Source organism: Streptomyces sp. NPDC029138, assembly GCF_055564375.1.
The window spans coordinates 1-10280 of sequence record NZ_JBVHWM010000128.1 but is presented as its reverse complement, the minus strand read 5'-3'; the positions used below and the strand labels follow the sequence as shown (position 1 = coordinate 10280).

9 protein-coding genes and 2 pseudogenes are annotated in these 10280 nt (G+C 70.1%); 5 read left to right on the top strand and 6 right to left on the bottom strand.

Going from position 1 to position 10280, the window contains the following annotated elements:
- Positions 1–122: 122 nt before the first annotated feature.
- The 3 genes from ACZ4WH_RS43560 to ACZ4WH_RS43550 all read left to right on the top strand — a co-directional run bounded on the left by ACZ4WH_RS43560 (position 123) and on the right by ACZ4WH_RS43550 (position 2481).
- Entirely contained in the window at positions 123–842 is a 720-nt protein-coding gene (locus ACZ4WH_RS43560) for a hypothetical protein (RefSeq protein ID WP_468191764.1), read from the top strand.
- Positions 843–1006: 164 nt separating this feature from the next.
- The gene (locus ACZ4WH_RS43555; protein ID WP_468191762.1) at positions 1007–2029 is read left to right on the top strand and encodes a zinc-binding alcohol dehydrogenase family protein; all 1023 of its coding nucleotides are present in this window, start codon (positions 1007–1009) and stop codon (positions 2027–2029) included.
- A 185-nt stretch (positions 2030–2214) separates the two neighbouring features.
- Positions 2215–2481, top strand: coding sequence for a hypothetical protein (locus ACZ4WH_RS43550; protein ID WP_468191766.1), 267 nt, complete (start codon positions 2215–2217; stop codon positions 2479–2481).
- Between the two features lie 184 nt (positions 2482–2665).
- Here ACZ4WH_RS43550 and ACZ4WH_RS43545 read toward each other — a convergent pair.
- From ACZ4WH_RS43545 to ACZ4WH_RS43535, 3 genes and pseudogenes are all read right to left on the bottom strand, one after another.
- Positions 2666–3252, bottom strand: a pseudogene (locus ACZ4WH_RS43545) (3-oxoacyl-[acyl-carrier-protein] synthase III C-terminal domain-containing protein); the annotation flags it as partial.
- A 99-nt stretch (positions 3253–3351) separates the two neighbouring features.
- A pseudogene (locus tag ACZ4WH_RS43540) lies at positions 3352–3705 on the bottom strand (NADP-dependent oxidoreductase); the annotation flags it as partial.
- Between the two features lie 152 nt (positions 3706–3857).
- Positions 3858–4640, bottom strand: a complete 783-nt coding sequence (locus ACZ4WH_RS43535) for an isochorismatase family protein (protein WP_468191759.1) — start codon at positions 4638–4640, stop codon at positions 3858–3860.
- 30 nt (positions 4641–4670) lie between these two features.
- Between ACZ4WH_RS43535 and ACZ4WH_RS43530 the strand changes: the two genes are divergently transcribed.
- Positions 4671–5162: a MarR family winged helix-turn-helix transcriptional regulator gene (locus ACZ4WH_RS43530; RefSeq protein WP_468191754.1), complete on the top strand. Its 492-nt coding sequence runs from the start codon at positions 4671–4673 to the stop codon at positions 5160–5162.
- A 52-nt stretch (positions 5163–5214) separates the two neighbouring features.
- Here ACZ4WH_RS43530 and lpdA read toward each other — a convergent pair whose 3' ends face one another.
- From lpdA to ACZ4WH_RS43515, 3 genes are all read right to left on the bottom strand, one after another.
- Positions 5215–6615, bottom strand: coding sequence for a dihydrolipoyl dehydrogenase (lpdA, locus tag ACZ4WH_RS43525; protein WP_468191751.1), 1401 nt, complete (start codon positions 6613–6615; stop codon positions 5215–5217).
- A 207-nt stretch (positions 6616–6822) separates the two neighbouring features.
- The gene (locus ACZ4WH_RS43520) at positions 6823–7689 is read right to left on the bottom strand and encodes an alpha/beta fold hydrolase (protein ID WP_468191748.1); all 867 of its coding nucleotides are present in this window, start codon (positions 7687–7689) and stop codon (positions 6823–6825) included.
- Between the two features lie 184 nt (positions 7690–7873).
- Positions 7874–8701, bottom strand: a complete 828-nt coding sequence (locus ACZ4WH_RS43515) for an enoyl-CoA hydratase/isomerase family protein (RefSeq protein WP_468191745.1) — start codon at positions 8699–8701, stop codon at positions 7874–7876.
- A gap of 366 nt (positions 8702–9067) precedes the next feature.
- Between ACZ4WH_RS43515 and ACZ4WH_RS43510 the strand changes: the two genes are divergently transcribed.
- Entirely contained in the window at positions 9068–9598 is a 531-nt protein-coding gene (locus tag ACZ4WH_RS43510; protein WP_468191743.1) for a GNAT family N-acetyltransferase, read from the top strand.
- Positions 9599–10280: the final 682 nt, after the last annotated feature.

Below are 10280 nucleotides of genomic sequence, written 5' to 3'. Positions count from 1 at the left end.
ACGCCCGGATCCGGATCTACCCCGACGCCGCCCACGCCTCGCTGTTCCAGTACCCCGCCGAAGCCGCCAAGGACGTCAACGCCTTCCTCGGCTGATCCCCGCCACATCATCAGGAGAACACCATGTCCGACCTGCTCAGCACCATCTTCGACGCCTACGGCGGGCGCTCCCGCTGGGAAGAGGCCGGCCGGATCACCGCCCGGCAGTTCTTCGGCGGCGCCCTGTGGGGCATGAAGGGCCACCCCGGCGCCCTCAACGACGTCGACGTCACCGTCGACCTGCGCCGCGAGTACGTCACCCAGAAGCCGTTCTTCCACCCCGACCACCACACGGCGTTCTCCGCCGACCGCGTGGCCGTGGAGGACTCCGACGGCAACGTGATCGAGGAGCTGACCGATCCCCGCGCGTCCTTCGCCGGCCACGACCTGATGACGCCGTGGACCAGGCTCCAGCTCGCCTACTTCTCCGGCAGCGCCATGTGGACGTACCTCGCCGAGCCGCTCTCGCTCACCTACCCCGGCGTGCGGACGGAAGAGATCGATCCGTGGACGGAGGACGGCGAGAAGTTCCGGCGCCTGCACATCACCTTCCCCGACAGCATCGCCACCCTCAGCACCGAGCAGACCGTGTACGTCGACGCGCAGGGTCTGATCCGCCGGCGCGACTACAGCGTGGAGATCGCCGGCAACACCCCCGCCGCGCACTACATCTCCGGCCACCAGGAGGTTTCCGGCCTGGTCATCCCCACCACACGGATGATCTACAGCCGCGACGACAACGGCCACAAGATCCCGGACCCGCTCGTCGTCTCGGTCCGGCTCGAGAACATCGCGGTGTCCTGACCGGCGCACCTCCGCCGCGGTGGCCCCGGTCGAGACGGGCGTCACCGCGGCGGACCGGTGCACGGAGGCGTGCCCCGGTACCGGGCAACACAATCCGGGGCCTCCCAGCCGCCCGAACGGCACCGCCCCCACCAAGACCCGTCCGACCAGGAGAACCCAGCGACATGACCACCACCATGCGCGCCGTCGCCTACCGCGCGTCCCTGCCGGTGACCGACGACAAGAGCCTCCTCGACGTCGAGCTGCCCGTCCCCGAACCCGGGCCCCGGGACCTGCTCGTCCAGGTCGAGGCCGTCGCCGTCAACCCGGTCGACTACAAGGTCCGGAAGAACCAGGACCCGAACGGCCGTGAGCGGGTGCTGGGCTGGGACGCCGCCGGCACGGTCGTCGCGACCGGCTCCCACGTGGAGAACTTCAAGCCCGGTGACGAGGTGTTCTACGCCGGAGCGCTCGACCGGCCGGGTGCCGATTCCGAGTACCACGCGGTCGACGAGCGTCTCGTCGCCCTGAAGCCGACGACGCTGACCTTCACCGAGGCGGCGGCGCTGCCCCTCACCTCGCTCACCGCGTGGGAGGGCCTGTTCGAGCGGCTCGGACTGCACCACGACTTGATCGGCGAGACGGGTTCACTGCTGGTGACGGCGGCCGCCGGCGGTGTCGGAGCCGTGGTCGGTCAACTGGCCCACGCGCTCACCGACCTGACGGTGATCGGGACCGCGTCCCGCCCGGAGACGGTCGACTTCGCCCGCCGCATGGGCGCTCACCACATCGTGGACCACCACAAGGCGCTGCTGCCGCAGCTCGCGGAGGTGGCCCCGAGCGGCATCGCCCACGTCTTCAGCACCGCCGGGACCGGCCGCCACCTGGCCGCCTACGCCGAGGCCCTCAACCCGTTCGGGCAGATCGTCGCGGTCGACGACATCGAGGACCTGCCCGTCGGCCTGCTGAAGCCGAAGAGCATCGGCTTCCACTGGGAGTTCATGTTCACCCGTTCCCTGTTCCGGACCGCGGACATGGACCGGCAGGGCAAGATCCTCGCCAAGGTGGCCCGCCTCGTGGACGCCGGCATCATGGTCAGCACCGCGACCAGGGACCTGGGCCCCGTCAACGCCGCGCATCTGCGGGAGGCCCACGGCATCATGGAATCCGGCACCGCCATCGGCAAGATCACCCTCACCGGCTTCTGAAGCAGCCGGAAGACGTGTCGCCGCGCACCCGGTCGTGGCGGTTCGGGCAGGAGAGTTGCACGTTGGTGCCTCGTCCACGGCGGACTCGGGTGTCGTCAGCTCATATGGGAGAACGTGAGCGAAGCGGCTTCGGACACCTGAGGCGTGCTTCGCGCAAGCGCCGCCGGAAAGGGACTCGTGACGACGTGAACATCGTGATCGAAGCAGGTGTGACTGCGGGCATCGCAGAGGACGGGGTGCTCACGTTGTTGTCGCCCCAGGGCGCTCCGTACATCTACGCGCCCCAGGCCAGCGCCATGTGGATCGCCCTGCGGCAGCACGGTGGGAACGTCCGGGCCGCCGCCGCGGTGCTCGGGAACGCGTGGGACACCGACGCCTCGGCGGTTCACCTGCTCCTGCAGGAGCAGGTGACCGACTGGCAGCGGGCCGGACTGGTGAAGACGTCTGCCTGACCCGTCCACGCTTCCTGACGGGCCGGGGCACGAAGCCCGCCAGCACGCTGCGGCCCGGCAGTGCGTGCACCGTGCGCCGGCTCAGCCGACGGGGCGTCGGTGTCCCCAAACGCGGCCAGAACCCCCTCGAACAGGCGAGCCTTGGTGGTGCCCCGGGCGTCACCGGCCTTCGCCGCGTGCGCGGAACCGGCGCGCCGGACGGGAGTTCGCCGCGTTCGACCAGCTTCGAGCTTCGACAGCGCGAGGGGGACGGACTCGGAGGACGTGTCGCCGGAGTCGACGACGTCAGGGGCCAGTACGACATCGTCGCGCAGGCCGAGCTGCCGGGCCGGCGACTCGACGATCCGCAGGTTGGCCTGGTGGGTCCACGCCGGCGAGGTCCGTGGTGGCGATTCCGGCCAGGTCGCAGGCCTCCCGGGCGAGGACGGGCAACTCGGTGGTGGCCCAGCGGAACACGGTCTGGCCCTCCTGGGTGAACCGGGGCTGCTAGGAGCCCACCAGCCGCACCGCGTCACCGCGCCCGGGGTCGGGACCCCGGACGGACCGGGCCGATGCCACCGCCGGCCCGGTCCGTCCGGCTGATCACGGCGGCACCGTCACCCGGCAGGATGCAGGTGCTGCGGTCGGTCCAGTCCACGAGGTCCGACATCATCTCGGCGCCGATGACAGGGCGTGCCGGGCGGCGCCGGCCCGTATGGCGTGCTCGGCGCGGGTGAGGGCGGTGCGGGAACCCGCGCAGGCGTTGTCGAGCCCGAAGCAGACGGGCGACGGGGGAGCGACGCCGCAGTCAGGGCACCACGAGGACGGTCTTGCCCGTGCCCGGCCTGCTCGCCTGCGCCTCGGCCACGTCCTCCAGGGCGAACACCGGCAGGCCGTCAGGCCTGCCAGGGGCAACGCCGCGGCCTGCACGTGGTCCAAGCGCTCCGGCTTGCGCACGAATGGCCGGGCCGGGGCCACCACGTACTCGGCATAGGAACCCGAGCCGTGCGGGAACGGCAGCATGCCGAACACCTCGTCACCCCCCGGTGCACGGTCACGCCAGGGCCGACCGCCGCGACCGTGTGACATCGACCGGGGTCATACTTGTGGCGTGTACGTGTACAAGTGTCTACCACAGACCACGGCGCGGCTAGACAGGTTTACGGGCTTGAGGACCTCGGGGCCACCGAGTGTGTCCTGGCTGAAGGCGCTCATCGTCGCGGACACCTGAGTGGTGTCGTTCATGCATGCATGTTTGCATTCGCCGACGGCATACGTCCACGGCGGAGAGGTCGTTCGGCGAGAGGAGCCCGACACACCTCACCACGTGGTGCACCCACGCCGGCAGAGCGGGGACCAGGCTGTGCGGCAGGCGGCGTGTGATGCCGGCGGTTGCCTCAAGCGGCCGCGGCGCCACCGGGCCGGAGGGCCCCGTAGTGCTGGAGATACATGCCGAGGGTCGGCGAATGCTCCGCCATGAGCCCCATGAACCCTTCGACGGTCGCCAGGTTCTCGTAGGTGCCCTGGAGCTCGGACGCCACGGACAGCCACGTCACCGGCACCGCTCCGGCCTGCACCAGACGCTGGACGGCCGCGTCGTGGATCTCCCGGGTCTCACCGGCGACGGCGTCGACCACGATATGGACGTCGTACCCCCGCTCCAGCCCCGACATGGCGGTCTGCAGCACACACCCTTCCGTCATCAGACCCGACAGCAGCAGCTTGCGGCGGCCGGTCGCGGCCAGGGCCTCGGCGAAGCGCTCGGTGGCGAAGGCGTCGAAGTTGCCTTTCCGCACGACGACTTCCCTGTCACCCAGCACCTGCTTGAGCTGGCCGAACAGCGGCCCGGACGGGTCGGTGTCGGCGCCGTTGGTCACGACGAGGGGCAGATCGTAGACCAGCGCCGTCTTCGCGAGAGCAACAGAGCTGTTGACGTGCTCGGCGAGGTTGTGCGAACGGAACAGGTTGGCGAAGCCCACAGCGTGGTCGATCATCGCGACCACGACTTCCTCGGCCTTGAGGACAGGCATGACGGTTCCCTTCTGCTGGATGCCGGCGACACCCGATCGACACGTGTCGATGGGCCTGGGCACACCGGACACGCTACGCTCGGAGATATTCCGAGACAAGAACTTCTCGTGAAGGAACTTCTGGGTTGAGAGGTTCTTGGGCCGGAACATCTGGCTTGGGAGCACTGTTAGGATCAGACCATGGCATCCTCGACGTCCACGGCACAGACCGGCGGTGAGCACCCTTTCGCCACCGACCTCAACTGGCTGCTGCACCGGGTGGCGGCTGGTCTCGGCAGCGCACAGGACGAGGTGGCCCGCCGGCACGGCCTCGGCGTACGGGACTATGTCGTCCTGCGCACCATCGCCGAGGGCACGCCCACCAGTCAGCTCGCCCTCGGCAAGGAGTTGGGGCTGGACAAGACCACGCTCACCGCGGTGCTCGACCGTCTGGAGGGCGCCGGGCTCGTCGTCCGCCGCCCGTCCGCCGGTGACCGGCGCACACGTGTGTGCGAGGCGACCGAGAGCGGCCGGGACGTGGCGGACCGTGCGGCGAAGGAGATCGCGCTGACCGAGCGGGAGCTGCTGGCGGCCCTGAAGCCGCAGGAGCGCCGGCTTCTGGTCACGCTGCTGCGTGAACTGGCCTTCGGTCCCTTCGCCGACGCCGCGCCCGTCTCCGGTTCCTGCATCTGACCTTCCGGCGTAATCACGTCCGGCGGGACCACCTGCCGGCCGGGCCGCGACCTCACATATTGATCATGTGCCCGGACAGGCCGTGGATGGCCTCCTTGACCGACTCGCCGAGCGTGGGATGTGCGTGCACGTTGCGAGCGACCTCATGGACGGTCAGGTCCCACTGCTGGGCCAGCGTCAGCTCCGGCAACAGCTCGGCGACTTCCCCGCCGATGAGGTGCGCGCCCAGCAGCTCGCCGTGCGTGCCATCACTGATGATCTTCACGAAGCCCGTGGGGTCACCGAGGCCCTGCGCCTTGCCGTTCGCGGTGAACGGGAACTTCGCCACCCGCACGTCGAAGCCGCGCTCCCGCGCCTGCGCCTCCGTCCACCCGAAGCTCGCGATCTGGGGCTTGCAGAACGTGACACGCGGGATCATGACGTAGTCGAGTTCCATCGTCTCCGCTCCGCCGATGGTCTCGGCCGCCACGATGCCCATCGACTCGGCGGCATGCGCCAGCATCAGCTTGGCCGTGACGTCACCGATCGCGAAGATGTGGGGGACATTGGTACGCAGCCGGCCGTCCACGTCGATGGCTCCCCGCTCGGTGAGCCGTACCCCCGTGTTCTCCAGGCCGTAGCCGGTCACGTTGGGCTGGAAACCCAGCGCCTGGAGCACCTTGTCGGCTTCCAGGACCTGCTGCTGACCGCCGCGGGTGACGGTGACCCGTACCTTGTCGGCCTCCTCCGAGACGGCGTCCACCCGGGTGGAGGTCAGCACCTCGATGCCGAGCCGCCGGTACCACCGCGCCAGCTCCACGGAGATCTCCTCGTCCTCCAGCGGGGCCGGCCGGTCCGCGAACTCCACCATGGTCACGCGGACGCCGTAGTTGTGCAGCACGTACGCGAACTCGACGCCGATCGCGCCGGCGCCCGCGATGATGACGCTGTCCGGCAGCTCCTCGGCGAGGATCTGCTCCTCGAAGGTCACCACGCGCTCGCTCAGCCGGGTGCCGGGCAGCAGATTCGCGGTGGCGCCGGTGGCGATGACGCAGTGGTCGAAGGTGACCGTCTCCGCGCTGCCGTCGGCGCTGGTCACCCTCAGGGTGTGGGCGTCGGTGAAGTGACCGCGCCCGTCGTACTGCGTGATCTTGTTCTTCCGCATGAGGAAGTTGACGCCCTTGGCCCGGCCGTCGGCTACCTTCCGGCTCCGCCGGAACGCCTCGCCGTAGTCGAACCGCACCTGGCCGTCGACCTCGATGCCGAAGGTCTCGGCCTCGCGGGTGAAGATGTGCGCCAGTTCGGCGTTGCGCAGCAGCGCCTTGGCCGGGATGCAGCCCACGTTCAAGCACACCCCGCCCCAGTAGCGCTCCTCGACGACCGCGGTACGCAGCCCCAGTTGGGCCGACCGGACGGCGGCTGTGTACCCGCCCGGACCGGCCCCCAGGACGACGACGTCGTAATGTGCGCCCATGGTCAGCCGGCCCTCCTGCTCGACACGGCCGACGGCACGGAGGTGACCACGGAGGATGTGGTGTGCTCGCCGTGGCCGGTGGCGGTGCCACCGCGGAGGCGGGCGTGGGGCTGGCTGCGCATGGAGGTGTTCCCGATTCTGGATACGTGCGGTACGGATGGGTCGCGGGGCGAGCGCGGGCCCGGATCGCTCGCTGAGCGAGGGCCGTCAGCTGCCGAGGAAGGCGTTCACCTCTTCGGCGAACTCGGCCGGGTACTGGAAGAGGAATCCGTGACCGGCGTCCGGGTAGATGCTCAGCTTCGCGTTGGGCAGGTGTTCGGCCAGCAGATAGGTGTTCTTGGTGGGGACCATCTCGTCGTTGTCGCCGTTGGCCACCAGAACCGGCTGCTGGATGGACTCCAGACGCTGGAGTCGCGAGTCGTCCCGCACACCCCACGCGGAGATGGCGGTCAGCTGCGCGTCACGGACGGCCAGGTCGGTCGCGGTGTCCCGTTCGGCGGTGCGCAGACCCAGGCGCTTGAGGAACTCCACGCCCTTGGCCAGGCTGGACGCGCTCTTCTCGAAGAAGAGGGTGAGCAGGTTCCCGGCGGAGGGGGCGTCGTCGAAGGCCGCCTCGCGAATGGCGCCCGCCGTGTACTGGTGGATGTCACGGCCACCCCGGGGCGCCGTACCGGCCAGGACCAGCCGGCGTACCTGCCACGGGCGGAAGAGGGTGATCTCCTGCGCGATGAAACCGCCGAGCGAGAAGCCGAGCAGGTCGAAGCGGCGCAGCTCGATGGCGTCCAGGAAGGCGATCGCGTTGTGCGCCATCTCCTCGACGGTGTTCGGAGTGGTCCCGGTGGAACCGCCGACCCCGGCGAGATCCACCAGGATGACCTCCCGCTCGGCGGCGAGGGCGTCGACGAGTTCGGGATCCCAGTTGTCGAGGTTGGCCCGGAAGTGCGCCAGGCAGACCACCGGCAGATCGCTCGTGTTGGGGCGGCCGAAGCGGCGGTAGCGATAGGTGACGCCGTCGGCGGCCTCGACATGGAGGTTGGGCGTCGTGATCTGGCTGTGTGTGGATTCGGTGGCCATGGTGAGCGCCTTTCTCAGCACTGATGAGCGGAAGAGGAGGTCAGGCGGGAGCCCGCACGCCGCGGACCGGCGTCCCGGCGGCCCGGTGCGCGCCCGCCGGTTCGCGGGCGGAGCGCTGCGTACGCCCCAGAGCACGCGGTCCGCCGGCATGCGGCCCTACGGGCCGGCGGCGGAGGTGCCCGGACTAGTCGCGGGGACCGAGGCGCTCGCCCATGTTCAGTTCCAGGTCGTAGATGACCTCCGGGCTCGCCTTCGCCGACAGCTTCAGGCGCTGCTGGACGAAGTCCCGGGCGAGCAGCCCGGCGAAGCGCTGGTGGGTGGCCGCCAGATCGTCGGGGCTGTGCAACGGGGCCTCCTCGTTGACGATCTCCTTGACCGCGCGGAGGGCGTCGGTGTCGAAGGAGGCGATGCGCCGCGCGAACCGGTCGACGACCGCGTCGAGTTCGGCGTCGGGGACGGCGCGGTTGACCCAGCCGTACAGTGCGGCCGTGTCGGCGTCGTAGTCCTCACCGGAGGTGATGATCTCCAGGGCCCGTGACCGCCCGGTGAGCTGCACCAGGCGCTGGATGCCACCGCAGCCCGGGATGATCCCCGTGCCGATCTCCAGCTGGCTGAGCACGGCCTTCTCCCGGCTGGCGAACCGTACGTCGAGCGTGGTCAGGAACTCGTTGCCGATGCCACGCGCACGGCCTCGCAGCAAACCCACCGTGATGAAGCGGGCGTTGCCGAGACGTCCGATGATGTCGAACCAGGCCGGCATGCCCTCCCCGAACTCCGCGACCCTGCCCAGGTTCAGGTGTGCCATGAAGAAGTCGGGAACGGCGCTGTCGAAGACGGCCACCTTGACGGCGGGGTCCGCCTCCAGCCGGTCTACGATCTTCCCGAGGGCGGACTCCACCTCGGGCTCGTAGAGGTTGAGGGGAGGATTGTCGAAGGTGACCCTCCAGTACCCGGGGCTCTGCTGCTCGGCACGCACAGGAGCATGCGGGGAGGCGGTTGCGCTGTTCGACATGGAGAAGTCCCGGTTCGTAGGATGCACGCAGGAAGGGGCACACCGGCCCTGTCGCACAAGACCGGTCGACTGACCATGACAGTACGGCCGTCGGCATGGCGGGGGCGGTGCCGGACGCCAACGGTGCCCGATAGGGCACACATTTCTCGGTACACCGACCGAGGTGTCAGTCATCCTCCGCCCGTCGGCAGTCGTTCGACGGAAGCGGGCAGCTCATTTCCGCGCTGGACTGTCCTCACATGTCGACCATGGCGCGGACGCCTGCGCCCGATACAGGACCTCACCGTGACACCTGATGCGCTGACAGCCCCTTCCACCGGTGCGGCCGGACCCGCGGGCCATCGGATCCGCACCCGTTGGGGCCGGATGACGATGACCCGGCAAGCCGAGGCGGCGGATCTCGCGGTGGTGAACGCCATGCACGGCCGCTGCTCCCCAGCGACGCTCTTCAGTCGATACCAGACCGGACGTTTCGCCCTGCGCGAGCACGAGTGGGCCCGTCTGACCAGACAGGGTGTGAGCTGGGTGACGAGCCCCGTGAACCGCCCCGACGTGGTCGTCGCCACCACCCACCTGTTACACGACGGCACCGATGGTCGCGGTGAGCTGGCCCTGCTTGTGGAGGACAACTGGCAGGAGGTGGGCCTCGGTACGGCCCTGGCGCGTTGGACACTGTCCCAGGCGCCGTCCCTCGGCGTTCGGCAAGCGGTGGTCGTGACGACGCGTGACAACTGTCGCATGACTGCCATCTGTGCCTCGCTCGGCGCACACGTCGAGCCGGCGGCCACCCTGGGCGGCACGGAGGACGACGGCAACCTCGTCCACTACGTTCTGGCCGCGCCCGCGGAGGCAACGCCCCGGCGCGTGCGCGGCACATACGGCCATGCCCGGGCCTGACGCGGTCCGCCGGTGTGACCTCGGCCGTCTCCCGCCCCGGGCGGCACGCCCGGGGCGTCATGGGCGGGGGCGTCCTCTGTGCAACGGGTGACCAGGTGGTGGAGCGACCGCCGGCAGCACTCCGACGTACCGGATCGGAGCCCCGCTGGCCGAGCACCGGCCCGCGCTAGTCGCCTGTGCCGAGGCGCTGATGGGCGACCACCATGTGGCCTAGGACACACAGGAAGCCCTTGGCCGTGCCTGGCAGCACATCGACAGGCTGCCCGCAGGGCGGGGCGCAGTGCGCGGCCGGCTCGTGAGGGCGTCACCCGGCCTTGTCGTCGGCCGGTGGCCCGGTCCGTTCACTCGGCACGGATCGTCACCGTCGAGAGTCACGACGTCGTGGAGGCCGACCGCGCCGAGAGTGTACCGGCGTCCATGGTGGCACGCGCTGCCGCGCACCCCTGGGCACGAGCACCGGGAGGTGCTCGTCCACACCCGCATGTACGAATTCACGGCGCGGGAGACCGCGCAACGCTGCGGACAGGCGCGGATCGTCGTCGGAGACGTCGCGCCCGGCTCATGGACGGCGTACGAGGTGTGGGTGCCGCGGGGGGGGGGGGGCGGGGGGGGAGGCGGGGGGGGGGGGGGGGGGGGGGGGGGGGGGGGGGGGGGGGGGGGGGGGGGGGGGGGGGGGGGGGGA

Bases quoted from the DNA above. Each gene is read 5' to 3' on its own strand.
- ACZ4WH_RS43560 (WP_468191764.1), top strand. From the start codon at position 123: ATGTCCGACCTGCTCAGCACCATCTTCGACGCCTACGGCGGGCGCTCC.
- ACZ4WH_RS43555 (WP_468191762.1), top strand. From the start codon at position 1,007: ATGACCACCACCATGCGCGCCGTCGCCTACCGCGCGTCCCTGCCGGTG.
- ACZ4WH_RS43535 (WP_468191759.1), bottom strand. From the start codon at position 4,640: ATGTTCCGGCCCAAGAACCTCTCAACCCAGAAGTTCCTTCACGAGAAG.
- ACZ4WH_RS43530 (WP_468191754.1), top strand. From the start codon at position 4,671: ATGGCATCCTCGACGTCCACGGCACAGACCGGCGGTGAGCACCCTTTC.
- lpdA (WP_468191751.1), bottom strand. From the start codon at position 6,615: ATGGGCGCACATTACGACGTCGTCGTCCTGGGGGCCGGTCCGGGCGGG.
- ACZ4WH_RS43520 (WP_468191748.1), bottom strand. From the start codon at position 7,689: ATGGCCACCGAATCCACACACAGCCAGATCACGACGCCCAACCTCCAT.
- ACZ4WH_RS43515 (WP_468191745.1), bottom strand. From the start codon at position 8,701: ATGTCGAACAGCGCAACCGCCTCCCCGCATGCTCCTGTGCGTGCCGAG.
- ACZ4WH_RS43510 (WP_468191743.1), top strand. From the start codon at position 9,068: ATGACGATGACCCGGCAAGCCGAGGCGGCGGATCTCGCGGTGGTGAAC.